We start from the raw sequence: 17,492 nt of genomic DNA on the forward strand, positions 1-17,492 counted from the left end.
GGTCCGATCAGCAGCACACCCGCGAGGAATCCGGCCAGGTGGGCCTCCCAGGCCACGCCTGCGTCTCCGGCTCCAGGGATCAGCGCCCCGCCCGTGAAAGCCATGATCACATTGATGAGGATCCACGCGCCGCCCATGCCCGTCACGGCCTGCGACAACATCCTGCCCGGACGCCCCTGCCCGCCGATCAGACGCGCCGCCGCGCCCATCAGGCCGGAGGCCGCACCCGACGCGCCCACCATCGCGGCGTCCTGTCCCCAATGGAACGCGGCGAAGCCCAGACAGGCCAGCACGCCGCACGTCAGGTAGAAGAGGAAGAAGGAGGCCACGCCGCTGGCCCTCTGGCCCAGGTAGCGCCCGACCGGCGCGCCGAACGCCAGCACGAAGGCGGCGTTCATCAGCGCGTGGCTCCAGCTGCCGTGCAGAAACTGCGAGCTGAGCAGGCCGACGTAGTGGCCCTCCAGCAGGCGCGCCGGCGAGAACGCCAACACATCGGTCGCGAAGGGAAAGGCCCTCTGCAGCATGTAGAGGACGACGATCGACACCGTGAGCGTCACCACGGGCCAGGGCGCGTTGACGATCGGCTCCGGCGACGGCCGGTATCGGGGCTCGTCAGGCTTCGGCGATCGCGATCCGCCCGGCGCAGGGGCTTCGAAGTAAACAGCGTTCATCGGCACCTTATGTAAGATGTCTCGCGGGCATACGCGAGCGCGGCGCTTTCGCGCCTTGCCGACGCCGCAGTGCTTCGCGATGTTGCGCGGCTCGATTTCTAGGAACCGCGTTCTCTTGATGACCCGTCTCTGGGGCCTGCGCCCCGTTCTCGCCGCAGCGATCGCCCTCTCCCTCGCGCAACCCACCCTGGCTCAGGCGCCCGTCGCCGCGCCGGCGCAGGCTGTCGCCCGGCTTGCGCCCGGAGAATGGCCCCAGGCCCGGTCCGACCTGAAGGCCGACGCGGCCTATCGGTTCGGCGCGCTGCCCAACGGCATGCGTTATGCGATCCGTCGCCAGACCGTTCCGGCCGGCCAGGCCGCCTTCCGGCTGTGGTTCGCCACCGGCTCGCTGATGGAGACCGACGCGCAGCAGGGGCTGGCCCACTTCCTCGAGCACATGGCCTTCAATGGCAGCAAGGAGGTGAAGGAAGGCGAGATGGTGAAGATCCTCGAGCGCCTGGGACTGGCGTTCGGCGCCGACACCAACGCCTCGACCGGCTTCTCCGAGACCACCTACAAGCTGGACCTCCCCCGCACCGACGCCGAGACGGTCGACACGTCGCTGAAGCTGCTGCGGGAAGCCGCGTTCAACCTCACCATCGATCCGGCGGCCGTCGATCGCGAGCGCGGCATCGTCCTGGCGGAAGAGCGCGCCCGCGACACCCCCGGCTACCGGGTGCTGGTGGCGCGGATGAACTTCCAGATGAAGGGCCAGCGTCTGCCCACCCGCCTGCCGATCGGCAAGGTCGAGGTGCTGCGGACCGCGCCGGCCAGCCAGATCGTCGACTATTATAACACCTGGTACCGGCCAGAGCGGGCCGTGTTCGTGGCGGTGGGCGACTTCGACGTCGACGCCATGGAGGCCAAGATCAAGGCCGCGTTCGGCGCCTGGACCGCCAAGGCGCCCGCGCGGCCCGAGCCCGACCAGGGCCCGGTGGCCCCGCGTGGCCCCGAAGCCAAGCTGGTTGTCGACCCCGGCGTCACTCAGACCCTGCAGGTGACATGGCTGAGCCCGCCCGACCTGTCTCTGGACACCGAGGCCAAGCGCCGTCGCGACCTGATCGAGAACCTGGGCCTGTCGGTGTTGAACCGCCGCTACTCGGCCCTGTCGCGCGGTGCGAACCCGCCGTTCCTGGGCGCCGGCGCCGGCAAGTTCGAACAGGACGACGCCGTCGAGGTGGTCTCCGTCGGCGTCAACGCCGAGGCCGGCCGCTGGCGTGAGGCCCTGGCCGCCGCCGAGCAGGAGCAACGCCGGCTGACGCAGTACGGCGTCCAGCAGGGCGAGCTTGACCGTGAGATCGAGGAGGTCCGCGCCAACCTGAAGGCCGCCGTCGCCGGCGCCGCCACCCGCCGCCCCGCCGACCTCGCGGCCGAAGTGCTGGAGTCGCTGTCGGACCACACCGTCGTCACCTCCCCGGCCGAAGACCTGGCCATGTTCGAGCGCGCGGTCGCCGGCCTGAAGGCCGAGACCGTCAACGCGGTGATCAAGTCCACCTTCCGAGGCCAGGGCCCGCTGGTGTTCATGGCCTCGCCCACGCCCATCGAAGGCGGCGAGCCCGCCGTCCTGGCGGCGCTGACGAGTTCGCAGAAGGTCGCGGTCGCGCCGCCCGCTCAGCAGCTGGCGCTGACCTGGCCCTACGAAAGCTTCGGGCCGCCCGGCAAGGTCGTCGAGCGCCGTGAAGTCGCCGACCTGGGGCTGACCTTCGTGCGCTTCGCCAACGGCGCGCGCCTGACCGTCAAGCCCACCACCTTCCGCGACGACGAGGTCCTGGTCCGCGTGAATGTCGGCTCCGGCATGCTCAACCTGCCCCGCGACCGCCAGAGCCCGTTCTGGGCCTCCAGCGCCCTGATCGAGGGCGGTCTGAAGAAGATCGGCGTCGAGGAGATGGAGCGTGTGCTCGCCTCCAAGGTCTATGGCGGCCGCTTCAACTTCAGCGACGACGCCTTCGTTCTGTCGGGAAGCACCCGCACCGGCGACCTGCCCACGCAGATGCAGGTGCTGGCCGCCTACCTGTCAGAACCGGCATGGCGCGACGCGGCCTTCGCGCGCATCCAGGCCGCCGGCAAGACGATCCATGACCAGTACGAATCCACCAACAACGGCGTCCTGTCTCGTGACCTGCCCGGCCTGATCCATTCGGGCGACCGGCGCTGGACCTTCCCGTCGCGCGAGCAGATCGCCGCCGGCAAGATCTCCGACGTCCAGGCGGCGGTGGCGCCCGATCTGAGCCAGGGTCCCATCGAGGTGGTGATCGTGGGGGACATCAACGTCGATCAGGCGGTCGCGGCCACCGCCTCCACCTTCGCCGCCCTGCCCGCCCGGGCCGAGCCCAAGCCCATCCCGGCCGCACAGCGCGCCGTGGCGTTCCCGAAGGGCGCGCCCACGCCGGTCACGCTCACCCACAAGGGGCGCGCCGACCAGGCCATCGGCTACATCGCCTGGGCTACCACCGACTACTGGACCAACCCGCAGCGGGCGCGCGAGACCGCGGTGCTGCGCGAGATCATGAAGCTGCGGATCACCGATGAACTCCGCGAGGCGCAGGGCGTCACCTACTCGCCCGACGTGAACTCGCAGCACAGCCTGGTCTGGACCGGCTGGGGCTACATCGCCGCCAACGTCGAGGCGCCGCCCGAGAAGCTCCCGGGCTTCTTCGACGACGCCCTCAAGATCGCCGCCGATCTCCGGACCAAGGAGGTCGAGGCCGACGAACTCGAGCGGGCCAAGAAGCCGCGCATCGAGTCGCTGCAACGCGCCCGGGTGACCAACGGCTACTGGGTGAGCGAGCTGTCCGGCGCCCAGTTCGACCCGCGCCGCCTGGACCTGATCCGCGAGATCATCCCGGGCACGGAGAAGGTCACGGCCGCCGACGTGAAGCGCGCCGCCGAGCAGTGGCTGAAACCCGAGGCGGCCTACCGGGTCGTGGTGACGCCCGCGGCCGGCGGCGCCGCCGCGCCCTGACCTTCCCTCCCTTGATGGGGAGGGACAGGCCGCGCCAGCGGCCAGGGTGAGGGCGTGAAGGCCAGAACGCGGGCGTAGGGGAGTATCGCTACTCCCGCGATCTGTCCCTCGCCCTCAAGGGCGGGACGCTACGCCGCCGCCCGGCCATCCTCGTAGACCGGCGCATCGTCCGCCGGCAGGAACGCCTTGCCGCGGATCGCGTCCGAGATCTTCTCGGCGATCATGATCGTGGGCGCGTTGGTGTTGCCGCCCACCAGGGTCGGCATGACCGACGCATCGACCACCCTCAGGCCGCTCAGGCCCTGCACGCGGCAGTCGGCGTCGACCACCGCCATGGCGTCGCCCGCCGCGCCCATCCGGCAGGTGCCGACCGGATGATAGATCGTCTCGGCCGAGCGCCGGATCCACGCGTCGATGTCGGCGTCCGACTGTACGCCGGCCCCCGGCGAGTACTCATCCTTGATGTAGGGCTTGAGCGCGGCCTGGGCGGCCACCTCGCGCATCATCCGCACGCCCTCGCGCATGGCGCGGCGGTCTTCCTCGGCCGAGAGGTAGTTGGCGAAGATCGCCGGATCGGCCAGCGGGTCGGAACTGCGCAGACCCACCTTGCCGCGAGACTCGGGGCGAAGCTGGCAGACGTGGAACGTGAAGCCGTCCTTCTGGACCGCCACCTTGCCGTGATCCTGCATGATCGCCAGCACGGTGTGGACCTGCAGATCGGGGCGGTCGAGGTCGGGCCGCGAACGCAGGAACGCGCCGGACTCCAGCATGTTCTGCGCGCCCAGACCCTTGCGCTGGAACAGGTACTCCAGTCCGATCGCCAGCGTCTTGATGCCCTTGCGCATCGAATAGATCGTGATCGGCTTGGGGCACTCCCACGACATGCAGACGTCCAGGTGGTCCTGCAGGTTCTCGCCCACGCCCGGCAGCTCGTGCACCGACTTGATGCCGTGCTTCGCCAGGTCTTCCCCGCGGCCGATGCCCGACAGCTGCAGGATATGCGGCGACTGCACCGCGCCCGCCGACAGGATCACCTCGGCGTCGGCGTAGACCGTCTGCGGCCCGGCCTCGGTGACGATCTCGACGCCCACGGCCTTGCCGCCCTCGACCACGATCCGGGTCGTCCGGGCGCCGGTCAGGCAGGTGAGATTGGGACGGTTCAGCGCGGGATAGAGATAGGCCCGCGCCGCGCTCCAGCGCTCGCCCTTGTGGATGGTCAGCTGATACGGCCCCCACCCTTCCTGCTGATAGCCGTTGAAGTCCTTGGTCAGCGGGTGGCCCGCCTGGGCGCCCGCTTCGATGGCGGCGCGATAGATCGGATTGGGCGAGGCAGCCTTGGAGACGTGCAGCGGGCCGTCGCCGCCGTGCCACGCGTCACCCCCGCCCTGCAGGCTTTCCGAGCGCTTGAAGTAGGGCAGCACGTCGGCATAGCCCCAGCCGCCCAGGCCCATCTGGCGCCACTGGTCGTAGTCGCGCGCGTGGCCGCGGATGTAGATCATGCCGTTGATCGACGACGAGCCGCCCCAGCCCTTGCCGCGCGGCCACCAGAGTTTGCGGTTGTCGAGGTTCGGCTCTTCCTCGGTCCAGAAGCCCCAGTTGAACGGCCCCTGCTTGCTGATCAGGCCGCCCACGCCCGCGGGCATCGTCACCATCAGCGACTTGTCCTTGCCGCCGGCCTCCAGCAGCAGGACCTTCGTGGTCCCGTCCTCGGTCAGGCGGTTCGCCAGCACGCAGCCCGCGGAACCCGCGCCGATGATGATGTAGTCGTAGCGATCGGCCACGGCGGCCTCCCTAAACGTCGTTCAGTTCCGGGCAACCTGACAAAGCCGGCTCACCGAAACAAGGCTGCCGCCCAACAAAAATGACGCCAGCGTCACCTTCCCTCAGGTGAGCGCGCTCTAGGCCATCCCCAGCCAGAGGATCGCGAGCAGGAAGAACGTCAGCGCGATGAACGAGAAGATCAGCAGGAACCAGGTGCGCCATAGGGTCGAGAACCACCGCAGCCCGTAGGCGCCCTGCAGCTGGTAGTACATGTGCATGGGGACGATGACCGTTGAGGCTGCAAGCGCCAACCCGCCGATCGCGCCGCCGACCCGGCCAAGCGCCGCCACCACCATGATCAGAAGCGACATGAACGTCAGCGAGTAGAGAACGAAGACCCCATGATCATATAGCGTGAAGCCGCGTTTCCAGAGGAAGAGCAGCGCCACGAACGGGATCGATATAGGGATCAGCAGGAACGAGAACTTGTAGAAGGTCTGCTGCAGCTTGTAGATCGCCAGCTCGGGGTTATCGAGCTTATGCTTGATCTTCTCGTCCAGCTTCTTCGAGCCGGTCGAGATGCCCAGATTGCCCGACTCCTTCTTCAGGTCGGCCTTGATCTCGGTCTGGATCTCTTCGCGAATTTGCCCCACCGGCACGCCATTGTCCTTCCCGACACGCTGCTTGGCCAGGGCGACGTTCTTCTCCGCAGTCCTGACAGCGGCTTCGGCCACCGCCTTTTCCTCGGGTGGCGCATTCGCCAGCGCGACCTTGGCGTTGGCCAGTTCGCTGTTGCGCCGCGCCAGGTCGACCGCGGCGGCCGCCTGCTCGCCCAGTTCCCCGCTCTCGGGCGCCGGCGCGTAGCTCAGGGCCATGAACATCACGAACACGGTGAACAGGAACATCGCCAGCGGCGAGACGTAGCGGGTTCGCTTGCCCAGGCACCATTCGCGGGTCAGCTGGCCCGGCCGGAAGACCAGCCGGGGCAACGTGCGCCATGTGCGGCTGTCGAAGTGCATCACCCCGTGCAGCAGTTCTTCGCCCAGGTGCAGCAGGGTGCGGTGGACGTGACTGGCGTTGCCGCAGTTGTGGCAGAACCGTCCGATCGTCTCGGTCCCGCAGTCGGCGCAGGCGCTGTGGGGATCGCCGGCCTTGCCGGTCGGCGTCTCGAACGTCGAGCCGATCAGCCCGCCCGTCGCGGCGCCGCCGACCGCTTCCAAATCCACCATCACTGCCCCCGCAACGCCGGCGGAATGTGACGGGATTGGCCTCGGGCAGCAATATTGCTGCCCGATAACAACCGGATCCGGCGGTCAGGCGCCGTTGCTTCTAGCGCCCCTGCCAGTTCGGCGCGCGCTTCTGGGCGAACGCCAGCGGGCCCTCCTTGAAGTCCTCCGACGTGTAGAGCGCGGCGATCGCCGGATACTTGTTCTGCCCCTTCAGCGCGGCCTCCAGGCTGGGCTCGTCGAGGCCCTTGTAAACCGCCTCCTTCGAGGCGCGGATCGACATCGGCCCCAGCTCGCAGATCGACTTGGCGAGGGCGCGGGCGGCGTCCATCAGGTCCTGCGGCGCGGTCACCTCGTGGACGAAGCCCAGTTCCTTGCCCTCGGCGGCCGAGACCCGGCGCGCGGTCAGGATCATGCCCATCGCCCGCTTGGTCCCGATGGCGCGCGGCAGTCGGTGCAGGCCCCCGGCCAGCGCCGCCAGGCCCACCCGCGGCTCGGGCAGCGCGAACACCGCATTCTCCGACGCCAGGATGATGTCGCACGCCAGCGCGATCTCGAACCCGCCGCCCATGGCGACGCCGTTCACCGCCGCGATCAGCGGCTTGGTCAGGTCGAACCGCGAGGTCAGGCCCGCGAAGCCCGACGGCGGGCTCTTCATCACCCCGCCGGTCGCCTGGTGCTTGAGATCGTTGCCGGCCGAGAAGGCCCGGTCGCCCGCCCCGGTGACGATGCCCACCCACTGGTCAGGATCGGCGGCGAAGGCGTTCAGCGCGTCGTCCATCTCGAAGTGCGCCGGCGAGTGCATGGCGTTCATGACGTCCGGCCGGTTCAGCGTGATGACCGTGACCGGCCCTTCCCGGTCGACTTTGATGAATTCGTAGGTCATGGCGTTCTCCCGTTTGGCGTCGACCCTCGGGGGGCGCCGTCACGTCCGTCAAGCCGCGGGTCGGCTAAAGCGCCTCGACCAGAGCCACGGCCAGCGCCCCGGCCAGCGCGTTGCGCAGGTCGCCGCCCGTCGCGCCATTGAACAGCCGATCGACGTCGGGATGGTCGATGAACTCCAGCTCCAGCAGACAGGCCCGGCAGGCGTTGGACGAAGTCCCCAGCTTCACATCGCGCAGGGCGCCCAGCCCCGCCATCTTCACCCCCGGCGGCGGGGCATAGGCCTCACCGTTCGCGGCCTGGGTGTAGCGCGCCGAGCGCAGCTTGCACTTCGGGTCGTAGGCCTGCATCGACGAGAGCGCCGCGGCCACGATGGCCCCCGCGAACGCCGCATCCGCCGCCACATTCAGGTTGCGCAGCCCGCTGGACGGCACGCCGGGGCCCTCCTGAGGCGAAGCGCGGCCGGCGGTCAGCACCGTCTTGGCCTGCATGTACTTGCGGTCGATGTAGGCCTCTGTCCCGCGCACGGTCCCGTTCCAGCCGTTGAAGTGAAGGCTGAGATAGAGGTCGGCGTCATAGGCGGCCGCCTTCCCCGCCCGGTCATCGAGCGAGAGGTTCACGTCGGCGTCGCGGGTCATGAAGACGTCCAGCGACTTTCCCAACGCCGCCGCCCGCTCGCGACCCGAACCGTTGGTCAGCGACCACCGGATCCGACGCGCCACATCCAGCGTCAGGGTCTTCTCCATCACCCCGCTGGGCGACTGCGCATGGTTCCAGTCGCTGCCGCCGATGTTCTGGCTGCCGCCGTGTCCGGGATCGAGGACGATAACTCCCATCTGCCCCTCCATCGCTGAGGCGCAGACGTTCCCACGGCGAAGCTGACCGAGCAATCTTCAGTTGCGCGGCCGGCTCGGTTCACCCCTGCGGCGCAGCTAGGCGACCTGCGTCAGCTCGCGCCGATATCGCTTCCAGTTCTCGACATAGTGGGCGGAGCCCATGGCCATCCGCGCCGCCTGCTCGGGCGAGAGCTCGCGCACCACCTTCCCCGGCGCGCCCATGACCAGCGAATTGTCCGGGATCTCCTTGCCCTCGGTGATCAGGCAGTTGGCGCCGATCAGGCAGTTCTTCCCGATCACCGCGCCGTTCAGGATCACCGAGCCGATCCCCACCAGGGTGTTGTCCCCGATCGTGCAGCCGTGGAGCATCACCATATGGCCCACGGTCACGTTCGCGCCGATAGTCAGCGGCGAGCCGGTGTCGGTGTGACAGACGCTGCCGTCCTGGATGTTCGAACCTTCGCCCACGATGATCGGGTCGTTGTCGCCCCGAAGCGTCGCGCCCCACCAGACCGACGCGTTCTTCTTCAGAATCACTCGGCCCATAACCGCAGCTGTCGGCGCAATCCAGTATTCGTCATCATTTGGTAGCTCAGGTGTCACATTGCCTAAGTTGTAGACAGCCAATTCCTCACCCCTCTTCTTTCGGCGATCGGGCCTTTAACGACTCGTAAAGGACGTTACCCTCATTCTAGTCGGGCGATTCGAGCAGGCGAAAGCCTCTCGAAGGCCGCCGCGGAGGTTTCGCCTCCGTGTTCTCGCGCTGGACGGAGTGGATGGCGCCGGGTCTGTTGTTCCATCGGGTTGTTTCACCCGGATCCGCAGATAGCGAGGGACCGCCCAAGTCCTGTTTGGGACGTCTCGCACGCCGCCGCCGCATCGTTCTCACCCAAGCATTCGAAGGGCGCTCCCACACGGGACGCCCTTTTTTCTTGCCCCCTGAGGAGGCCTTATGAGCAAGCGGGCTCTGAAGCGACAAGTGCGCGAAGGCGCGTTCGACGCCGGTCAATTTGCGGGGGACGATAAGATTCGCCGGTTGCCCGTCGACAGGGGCTGGTCACCGCTCCAGCACCACAACGACGACCGCGAACAGGCCTATCTCAAGACGATCAAGGCCAAGTCGCCCGGCCAGCAGCAACTGATCGACGCCATCGACGCCAAGAACCTGGTTCTGGCGCTGGGCCCGGCCGGCACCGGCAAGACCTACCTCGCCATCGCCAAGGCGGTGGAGGCGCTGGAAGCGGGCCGCGTCGGCCGCATCGTCCTCTCACGCCCCGCCGTCGAGGCGGGCGAGAGCATCGGCTTCCTGCCCGGCGACGCCGAGGACAAGCTCGCGCCCTACCTGCGCCCGCTCTACGACGCGCTGTCGGACCGCCTCTCGATGAAGCGGGTTCGGGCGCTGATGCAGGAAGGCGCCATCGAAATCGCGCCGGTCGGCTTCATGCGCGGCCGGACGCTGAACAACGCCTTTGTCGTGATCGACGAGGCCCAGAACTGCACCTACACCCAGCTCAAGATGCTGCTCACCCGGCTGGGCTGGCACTCGACCATGGTCGTGACGGGCGACCCGGACCAGTCGGACCTGCTGCCCGAGTTCTCGGGCCTGGGCCCCGTAGCCGCCAAGCTGGAAGACGTCGGCAACATCGCCGTCGTCCGCCTGGCCGACCGCGACATCGTCCGCCACCCGCTGGTCGCCGAGATGCTGGGGGTTCTCTAGCCTCCAACCTCTGAACGTCATGGCCGGGCTTGTCCGGCCACCCAGAAGCGCCGCCGGTTCCTTGGGGACCGCGGCGGCGCCGCTGCGGCGCGCAGATCTCGACGCCTGCGTTTCTGCCCCCGGACAAGCTCAGGAATGACGCGAGGCGCTTGGGGAAACTAAGCCGCCGGCTGGTCCTCGAACGCGGCCATCTGGTCGCCAAGCGCCTTCTGGAACGCCGGCCTCGCTTCGCAGCGCATCACATAGGCCGCCAGGTTCGGATGCTCTGCGACCAGATCGGTGTGGCGGGGGATGCGCAAGACCGTGACCATCATCAGGTCGCCGACGGTGAACCGGCCGTCCAGGTAGTCCTTGTCGCTCAGCGCCGCCGACAGCTCGGCCAGGCGCTTTCTGACCATGGGTTCCAGCGCCGCGCGGCGGCCCGGCATCCAGGGCTGGTCGGCGAAGAACAGGTCCATGCTGGTCAGCTCCTGGATCACCGGCTCGATCGTGTTCAGCGCCGAGAACAGCCAGCAGGTCGCGCCCGCCCGCCGCTTGGGATCTCGCGGCAGCAGCGCCTCGCTCTTTTCGGCGACATGCAGCGCGATGGCGCCGGACTCGAACATGACGAGGTCGTCCTCGACATAGATCGGAATCTGGCCGTAGGGCTGCATGGCGCGAAACTCCGGCAGGTCGCGCTCCGGGCCCACATTCACCAGACGCGGCTCATAGGGCAGACCGGCCTCCTCAAGCGCCCAGCGCACTCTCAGGTCGCGGACCAGCCCACGGGCGAAATCAGGAACCCAGCGGTACGAATAGACGGCGATCATCGGGTCTGCTCCTTGAGATAGGCTTCTGCGCTTTCGAACACCGAGCTCCACCCGCCGATGTGGCTGTCGCGCAGCGCGATGTCGGTGAACGGGGTCTGGTGGAAGGTCTGCCGCGTACGGCCGTCACCCAGGTCTTCGAAGGTCATTGTGACCACGGTCACCGGTTCGGGCTCGCCGTTACGCCATTGGAAGGTCTTCACGATGCGGCGGCCGGGCTCGACCTCGAGGTAGCGTCCGCCCATGGTCCGGTCTCCGTCGGCCGGCATGTGGACCGTGGCGCTCCACTCGCCGCCGACCCGGAAATCCAGCTGCACGTCGACGCAGCGCGAGCCGCGAGGCCCGTACCATTCGATCATGTGCTCCCGCTGCGACCACATCGCAAAGACCAGGGCGACGGGCGCCCTGAAGGTGCGCTCAATGAACAGCTCGTCGTCGGCCGTCGGGCGGCGCGCCACGTCACTGGGCATCGGCCGACCCCTTCACCAGATCGGCCAGATAGGCCTCCATCTTGTCGAAGCCGCCCTCCCAGAAGGCCCGGTAGCGGGCGAGCCAGCCGTCCAGCTCCTTCAACGGCTCCGGCTGGAGTCGGCACGGGCGCCACTGCGCCTCACGCCCCCGCGAGATCAGGCCTGCCCCTTCCAGCACCTTCAGGTGCCGCGAGACCGCCGGCAGGCTGATATCGAAGGGTTCGGCCAGCTCGCCGACGGTGGCCTCGCCTGTCGAGAGCCGCGCCAGAATGGCGCGCCGCGTCGGGTCGGCCAGCGCCGAGAACGTGGCGGTCAGCGGATCTACGGACATCGCACTTAGCACTCTCGTTAAATAACGTACTCGTTAAATACAAACGGCCGTCCCCCGTCAAGCCCGCCCTTGCGGACTTGAGGCCGGCCGAATAGATAGTTCGTCAACCTAACTAGTTTGGCGCCTATGCGCGACACGCCCGCCGACATCATCGCCCTGGCCGAAGCGCTGCGTCCCGCCGTGCTGCGTCTCTCGCGCCGCCTGCGTCAGGAGGCGCAAAAGGCCGGCCTGTCGGCGCAGGACGCCATGCTGCTGGGCCATATCCGCAAGCACCCCGGCATCGGTGTCAGCGGCCTGGCGGAAGCCGAGCGCACCTCGCGCCCCACCATGAGCGCACACGTGAAGCGTCTTGAGGCCGCCGGCCTCGTGGCCCGCAGCGACCACGCCGACGACGGGCGCCGCTCGGGCCTGGCGATCACGGCCGCGGGGACCCGCAAGCTCGATATCATCCGCCGCGAGCGCAACGACTGGCTCGCCGCCCGCCTTTCGCGCCTGACGCCCGCCGACCGCCAGATCCTGGAGGCTGCCGCCCCCGCCCTCCTCCGGCTGATCGACGCATGAGTCCGTCCGACGAGACCGTCGAGGGCGCGCCGCCGCCCGAGGCCGCCACCCCCAAGGACACCGGCGCGATCACCCGCGGCTGGGTCGTGCCCGCCATCATCGGCTCGGCCCTGCTGATGCAGACCCTGAACGCCACGGTGATCACCAACGCGCTGCCGGCCATGGCCAAGAGCTTCGGTGTCGAGCCCGTGCGGCTCTCCATCGCCATCACGGTCTACATGCTGTCGGCGGCGATTTTCCTGCCGCTGTCGGGCTGGCTGGCCGACCGGTTCGGGGCCAAGCGCATCTTCCTGGCCTCGATCGTCCTCTATGCGTCGGGCTCCCTGGCCTGCGCCTTCGCCGGCAACCTCGAGACGATGATCGCCGCGCGGTTCATCCAGGGCGCGGCCGGGGCCACCCTCATGCCCGTCGGCCGCCTGGTCCTGCTGCGCACGACGCCCAAGTCCGAGTTGGTCGGCGCGATGTCGGTGGTCACCATGCCGGCCCTCTTGGGGCCGGTGATCGGCCCCGTGTTGGGCGGCGCCATCGTCACCTTCGCCGACTGGCCCTGGATCTTCCTGATCAACCTGCCCATCGCGGTGGCCGGCTTCTTCCTGGTCCGCGCTTTCGTGCCCGAAGTGAAGGAACAGGCGGTCCCGCGCATCGACACCCCCGGCATCCTGCTGACCGGGCTGGGCCTGGCCGCCCTGATCTTCGGCTTCGAGAACATCGGCCGCGACACGCTTCAGCCGTGGGTGGTTGGAGGCCTGTTCGCAGTGGGCGCGCTGAGCCTCGCCGTCTATGGCTGGCACGCCAAACGGACCCCGCACGCCGTCATCGACCTCTCCATCTTCCGCAAGAAGACCTTCGCGGCGGCGACCATCGGCGGCGGCTTCATGCGGACCGCGATGGGCGCCAACCCCTTCCTCCTGGCGATGCTGCTGCAGGTGGCGTTCGGGATGAGCGCGTTCGCGGCCGGCACGATGACCTTCGTCTCGGCGGTGGGCGCCCTGGCCATGAAGACCACCGCCCCGCCCATCCTGCGCCGGTTCGGCTTCCGCACTGTGCTTCTGGTGAACGCCGTCATCGTGGGCGCGGGCTTCGCCGTCATCTCGCTGTTCCGGCCCGAGTGGCCGCACTGGGTGATCATGGTCGTGCTGGGCGTCAGCGGCTTCTTCCGCTCGCTGCAGTTCTCGTCCCTGAACGGCCTGGCCTACGCCGAGATCGAGTCCGAGGAAATGAGCCGCGCGGCCACCACGTCGTCGATGGTGCAGCAGCTGGTGCAGTCCATCGGCATCGGCCTGTCGGCCAGCCTGCTGCACCTGCTGATGACCCTGCAGGGCGAGACCCGCCTGACCGCCGAGGTGGTCGGGCCCGCCTTCGCGATCGCCGGGGCCTTCACCATGGTCTCCATGCTGTGGTTCTGGCGTCTGCCTGCGGATGCCGGGGATGAGATGAACGGTCGAAAGGCGACCTAGGAAACACCTCGCGCGCCGATTATCCTGTCAGCTGGATTTTCTGCTGCCAGAGCCGCCTTCCATGAAATTTCTTGCCGCTGTCGCCGCTGCCATTCTCGCGACAGCCACCCCGGCCCTGGCCGCGGCATCCAGCGCGCCCGCTCGCCCCGAGGCGACCCAACGCGTCGTGCTGCCGACCGACGTGCGGCCCGACCGCTACGCGATCCGCGTCACGCCGGACGCCGCCGCGCTGACGTTCACGGGGCACGTCGACATCGACGTCACCGTCGTCAGGCCAACCAGCAAGATCGTGCTCAACGCCGCCGACCTCACCTTCGGCACGGTCACCCTTTCGGGCGTCGACGGCGCGCCGAAGATCATCCTCGACGACGAGGAACAGACCGCCGCCTTCGACTTCGGCAAGACCCTGGCGCCCGGCAAGCACCGGCTCTCGATCGACTACGCCGGCAAGATCTATCAGCAGGCCTCGGGCCTGTTCGCCCTCGACTATGAGGACGCCGCCGGCGCGAAGAAGCGGGCCCTCTTCACCCAGTTCGAGAACTCCGACGCCCGCCGCTTCGCGCCCATGTGGGACGAGCCCGGCGTGAAGGCCGTCTTCTCGCTGGCGATCGAGACCCCCGAGGGTCAGATGCCGGTCTCCAACATGCCGGTCGAAGAAGCGGTCACGCCGCCCGGAGGCTTCACCACCGTCTACTTCGCCGACAGTCCGAAGATGAGCAGCTATCTGCTGTTCATGGCGCTGGGCGACTTCGAGCGCGTCTCGCAGAAGGTGGCCGGCGTGGACGTGGGCGTGGTGGTCCGCCGCGGCGACACCGAGAAGGCGAAGTACGCCCTCGATGCGGCCGTGAAGCTGCTGCCCTACTACGACGAGTGGTTCGGCACGCCCTACCCGCTGCCCAAGCTGGACCTGGTGGCCGGCCCCGGTCGCAGCCAGTTCTTCGCCGCGATGGAGAACTGGGGCGCCATCTTCTACTTCGACTATGCGCTCCTCTTGGATCCCAATCTGTCCACCGAGGCCGACAGGCAGAACGTCTTCATCACCGTGGCCCACGAGGTGGCCCACCAGTGGTTCGGCAACCTCGTCACCATGGGCTGGTGGGACGATCTCTGGCTGAACGAGTCCTTCGCCTCGTGGATGGAGAACAAGGCCACCGACCACTTCCATCCCGAATGGAACGTCTGGCTGCTCACCCAGGCCGGGCAGCAGAGCGCCATGCGCCTCGACAGCCGAGCGGGCACGCACCCGGTGATCGCCGAAATCCCCGACGTCTTCGCCGCCGCCAACGCCTTCGACAGCATCACCTACAACAAGGGCCAGGCGGTGGTCCGGATGCTGGAAACCTATGTCGGCGAGGAGGCCTTCCGCGCCGGCGTGCGCCGCTACATCGCTAGGCATGCCTACCAGAACGCCGCCAGCGACGACCTGTGGAAAGCGCTGGACGAGGCCGCGCCGGGCAAGGCCGTGGCCGACATGGCCCACGACTTCCTGCTGCAGCCCGGCGTCCCGCTGATCCAGGCCCGGGAAGCCGCCGGCGGCATCGCCCTCACCCAGGGCCGCTTCGCCGCCGACGACAGCCAGAAAAGCCCCCAGACGTGGCGCACGCCGGTCAAGGTGACGGGCCACGACGGCAAGAGCTGGCAGGGCGTGGTCAGCGCGTCTTCCGCCGTGACGGCTCCGGTCCCGGCGCCCGCGGTCGTGAACGCCGGCCAGACCAGCTACGCCCGCACGGCCTACGCGCCGGCGCTGTGGGCGAAGCTCGCGCCCCGGTTCGCCGCCCTTCCCGCCGCCGACCAGCTGGGCCTGCTCTACGACAGCCGCGCCCTGGGCGAGGCGGGCGTCGCGCCGATGAGCGACTTCCTGGCGCTGGCCAGGAACGCCCCCGCCGACGCCGATCCGATCGTCGTCACCACCCTGGCCGACCAGTTGGCCGCCCTGGACTGGCTGTATGGCGGCCGACCCAACCAAGCCGCCTTCCGCGCCTTCGCCGGCTCGCGCCTCGCGCCGATCGCCCAGCGCCTGGGCTGGGACGCCAAGGCCGGTGAGGCCGACAACGTGGCGGGCGCCCGCCGCGCGGTGCTGGTGGCTCTTGGCCAGTTCGGCGACCCCGCGGTCGTGGCCGAAGCGCGCCGCCGCTTCGCAGACCCCGCCGCCCTCACCGGCGCCGGTCGTCGCACCGTCCTCGACATCGTCGCGGCCAACGCTGACGCTTCAGCCTGGGAGGCGATCTACGCCCAGGCCAAGGCCAGCAAGGACATCACCGACCGCGGACGGTTGTTCAGCTATCTGGGCGCCAGCCGGGACCCGGCCCTGGCGGATCGCGCCCTCAAGCTCGCCCTGTCCGGCGAAGTCACCTCGTCCGAGGCGCCCGGCATCATCGCGGCGGTGGCCGGCGAGTTCCCCGAGAAGGCCTACGACTTCGCCATCGCCAACCGCGCGAAGGTCGACGAGCTGCTCGAACCCACCAGCCGCACGTCCTACTACGCCGACTTGGCCCAGGGCTCCCGCGACCCGGCCATGCTGCAGAAGCTGGAGACGCTGGCCGCCACCGTCCCGGCCTCGGCCCGCGGCGAGGTGAAGAAGGCCGAAGGCGCCGTCCGCTACCGCGTCGGCGTCATCGCCAAGCAGGTCCCCGAGATGGACCGCTGGCTGGCCACAGGCGCGGTTCGGCCGCCAGCGGCAAAGCCCGCCGCACGCGCAGCATCGCGCCCGACGCCGCCGGCCTCACAGCGCGTATGGGGAACACCCGGCTCGCCCTGAGCCGCGATTACTCCGCCGCCAGCAGCGCCTTGCCGGCCGTGAACGACGTCTTGAGCGCCAGTTCCGCCTTGGCCTGCTCGTACTCGTCCGCGAGGCGGGCCACCAGATCGGCCACGCTGGGCACGTCCTTGACCGCGCCGATGCCCTGGCCGCAGCCCCAGATGTCGCGCCAGGCCTTGGACTTCTGGTTCCCGCCCGAGCCGAAGTTCATGGCCGACGGGTCCGACTTGGGCAGGTCGTTGGGGTCCAGCCCCGCCGCGATGACCGAGGGCGCCAGGTAGTTGCCGTGCACGCCGGTGAAGAGGTTGGTGTAGACGATGTCCTCCCCCGTGCTCGCGACGATCATGTCCTTGTACCCTTGGGCGGCGGCCGCCTCCTTCGTGGCGATGAACACCGAGCCGGCGTAGCCCAGGTCCGCGCCCATCGCCTGGGCGCCCAGGATGGCGTGACCGGTGGCGATGGCGCCCGACAGCGCGATCGGACCGTCGAACCACTCCCGCAGGCTCTGGACCAGGGCGAACGGCGAGAGCGTCCCGGCATGGCCGCCCGCGCCCGCGGCCACGGGGATCAGGCCGTCGGCGCCCTTCTCGATCGCCTTGCGGGCGAAGCGGTCGGTGATCACGTCGTGCAGCACGATGCCGCCTGACGCGTGGACCGCCTGGTTCACGTCCTCGCGCGCGCCCAGCGAGGTGATGACGATCGGCGCCTTCCACTTGCTGGAAGCCTCCACGTCATGCTCCAGCCGGTCGTTGGTCTTGTGGACGATGTGGTTCACCGCGAAGGGCGCCGAGGGCGTGTCCGGGTGGTCGCGGTCCCAGATGGCCAGCTCTTCGGTGATCTGGTGCAGCCATTCGTGCAGCAGCGAGGCCGGCCGCGCGTTCAGCGCCGGGAACGAGCCCACGATCCCCGCCTTGCACTGGGCGATCACCAGCTCGGGCACCGAGATGATGAACAGCGGGCTGGCGATCAGCGGCAGACGGAGACGGTCGCGGAGAACGGGCGGCAGAGCCATGGC

At 68.9% G+C, this 17,492-nt stretch carries 15 protein-coding genes (1 of these 15 only partly in view); 5 read left to right on the plus strand and 10 right to left on the minus strand.

What is annotated here, in order from left to right:
• Positions 1 to 671, minus strand: the 5' portion of a protein-coding gene (locus tag ACQ66R_RS04420; protein WP_430419575.1) for a rhomboid family intramembrane serine protease. The gene continues 34 nt to the left of window position 1, outside the view; the window shows 671 of its 705 coding nt (coding positions 1-671); the start codon lies at positions 669 to 671; its stop codon lies beyond the left edge, outside the window.
• Positions 672 to 789: 118 nt separating this feature from the next.
• Between ACQ66R_RS04420 and ACQ66R_RS04425 the strand changes: the two genes are divergently transcribed.
• Entirely contained in the window at positions 790 to 3,672 is a 2,883-nt protein-coding gene (locus ACQ66R_RS04425; RefSeq protein ID WP_430419577.1) for a M16 family metallopeptidase, read from the plus strand.
• A gap of 128 nt (positions 3,673 to 3,800) precedes the next feature.
• On the opposite strand, the gene ACQ66R_RS04430 is transcribed toward ACQ66R_RS04425, so the two are convergent.
• From ACQ66R_RS04430 to ACQ66R_RS04450, 5 genes are all read right to left on the minus strand, one after another.
• Entirely contained in the window at positions 3,801 to 5,453 is a 1,653-nt protein-coding gene (locus tag ACQ66R_RS04430; RefSeq protein WP_430419578.1) for a choline dehydrogenase, read from the minus strand.
• Positions 5,454 to 5,570: 117 nt separating this feature from the next.
• Entirely contained in the window at positions 5,571 to 6,662 is a 1,092-nt protein-coding gene (locus ACQ66R_RS04435) for a DUF3667 domain-containing protein (RefSeq protein WP_430419580.1), read from the minus strand.
• A 100-nt stretch (positions 6,663 to 6,762) separates the two neighbouring features.
• The gene (locus ACQ66R_RS04440; RefSeq protein ID WP_430419582.1) at positions 6,763 to 7,545 is read right to left on the minus strand and encodes an enoyl-CoA hydratase-related protein; all 783 of its coding nucleotides are present in this window, start codon (positions 7,543 to 7,545) and stop codon (positions 6,763 to 6,765) included.
• 64 nt (positions 7,546 to 7,609) lie between these two features.
• A complete protein-coding gene (locus ACQ66R_RS04445) occupies positions 7,610 to 8,377 on the minus strand; it encodes an N-acetylmuramoyl-L-alanine amidase family protein (RefSeq protein WP_430419584.1) in 768 nt (255 codons plus the stop codon).
• 96 nt (positions 8,378 to 8,473) lie between these two features.
• A complete protein-coding gene (locus ACQ66R_RS04450) occupies positions 8,474 to 9,004 on the minus strand; it encodes a gamma carbonic anhydrase family protein (protein ID WP_421938029.1) in 531 nt (176 codons plus the stop codon).
• A gap of 325 nt (positions 9,005 to 9,329) precedes the next feature.
• On the opposite strand from ACQ66R_RS04450, the gene ACQ66R_RS04455 reads away from it, so the two are divergent.
• Complete coding sequence (locus tag ACQ66R_RS04455) at positions 9,330 to 10,094, plus strand: PhoH family protein (protein WP_293362651.1); 765 nt, start codon at positions 9,330 to 9,332, stop codon at positions 10,092 to 10,094.
• Positions 10,095 to 10,252: 158 nt separating this feature from the next.
• Here the strand turns inward: ACQ66R_RS04455 and ACQ66R_RS04460 are convergent, their stop codons facing one another.
• Genes ACQ66R_RS04460 through ACQ66R_RS04470 form a run of 3 tightly spaced genes read right to left on the minus strand, consistent with a single transcriptional unit; the run spans position 10,253 to position 11,701 of the window.
• Entirely contained in the window at positions 10,253 to 10,903 is a 651-nt protein-coding gene (locus ACQ66R_RS04460; RefSeq protein WP_430419587.1) for a glutathione S-transferase family protein, read from the minus strand.
• Positions 10,900 to 11,370: an SRPBCC family protein gene (locus ACQ66R_RS04465; RefSeq protein WP_430419589.1), complete on the minus strand. Its 471-nt coding sequence runs from the start codon at positions 11,368 to 11,370 to the stop codon at positions 10,900 to 10,902. Before ACQ66R_RS04465 ends, ACQ66R_RS04460 begins: the two co-directional genes overlap by 4 nt.
• On the minus strand, positions 11,360 to 11,701 hold the full coding sequence (locus ACQ66R_RS04470) for an ArsR/SmtB family transcription factor (RefSeq protein WP_430419591.1): 342 nt from the start codon (positions 11,699 to 11,701) through the stop codon (positions 11,360 to 11,362). The genes ACQ66R_RS04465 and ACQ66R_RS04470 overlap by 11 nt, the downstream gene beginning before the upstream one ends.
• Positions 11,702 to 11,827: 126 nt before the next feature.
• Here ACQ66R_RS04470 and ACQ66R_RS04475 point away from each other — a divergent pair, with 126 nt between their 5' ends.
• The 3 genes from ACQ66R_RS04475 to ACQ66R_RS04485 all read left to right on the plus strand — a co-directional run bounded on the left by ACQ66R_RS04475 (position 11,828) and on the right by ACQ66R_RS04485 (position 16,477).
• Entirely contained in the window at positions 11,828 to 12,262 is a 435-nt protein-coding gene (locus ACQ66R_RS04475) for a MarR family winged helix-turn-helix transcriptional regulator (RefSeq protein WP_430419593.1), read from the plus strand.
• On the plus strand, positions 12,259 to 13,719 hold the full coding sequence (locus ACQ66R_RS04480) for an MFS transporter (protein WP_430419595.1): 1,461 nt from the start codon (positions 12,259 to 12,261) through the stop codon (positions 13,717 to 13,719). Before ACQ66R_RS04475 ends, ACQ66R_RS04480 begins: the two co-directional genes overlap by 4 nt.
• A gap of 61 nt (positions 13,720 to 13,780) precedes the next feature.
• Positions 13,781 to 16,477 (plus strand): M1 family metallopeptidase, encoded by a 2,697-nt coding sequence (locus ACQ66R_RS04485; RefSeq protein WP_430419597.1) that lies wholly within the window; start codon positions 13,781 to 13,783, stop codon positions 16,475 to 16,477.
• 7 nt (positions 16,478 to 16,484) lie between these two features.
• Here ACQ66R_RS04485 and ACQ66R_RS04490 read toward each other — a convergent pair whose 3' ends face one another.
• Positions 16,485 to 17,489, minus strand: coding sequence for an NAD(P)H-dependent flavin oxidoreductase (locus ACQ66R_RS04490; protein ID WP_430419599.1), 1,005 nt, complete (start codon positions 17,487 to 17,489; stop codon positions 16,485 to 16,487).
• Between the last annotated feature and the right edge of the window lie 3 nt (positions 17,490 to 17,492).

Source organism: Phenylobacterium sp. (assembly GCF_965284355.1).
GTDB lineage: Bacteria > Pseudomonadota > Alphaproteobacteria > Caulobacterales > Caulobacteraceae > Phenylobacterium.